At 48.3% G+C, this 346-nt stretch carries 1 protein-coding gene; it reads left to right on the top strand.

The genetic code is table 11. The annotated features are described in order from the left end of the window. Nucleotides 1–346, top strand: a 346-nt coding sequence (locus A3756_RS03925; protein WP_156490250.1) for an aminotransferase class V-fold PLP-dependent enzyme, incomplete at both ends; no start/stop codon positions are given.

A 346-nucleotide genomic window follows, 5' to 3' on the forward strand; every position in this document is an offset into this window, starting at 1 on the left:
TACAATTGACCTCCCGTCTCTTAGCCAGCTATGCAAAGCAGAACAATGCCTCCTTTGTGTGGATGCCATACAAAGTCTGGGCGCATTACCTTTCGATCAAACCTTAATCGATGCTGATTTCATTGTTGCCGATGGACATAAGTGGATGATGGCCGCCGAAGGTTTAGCGCTTTTCTATGTGAAAGGCATACATATCGAAACACTGAAGATCAATCAATTCGGTTGGCATATGATCGAACAGCGCGGCAACTACGACTCGCCCGAATGGACGCCAGCAAAGGACGCAAAACGCTTTGAGTGTGGCAGCCCCAACATGCTGGGGGTACAGGCTTTAAATGCCAGTTTG

Source organism: Oleiphilus sp. HI0086 (genome assembly GCF_001635225.1).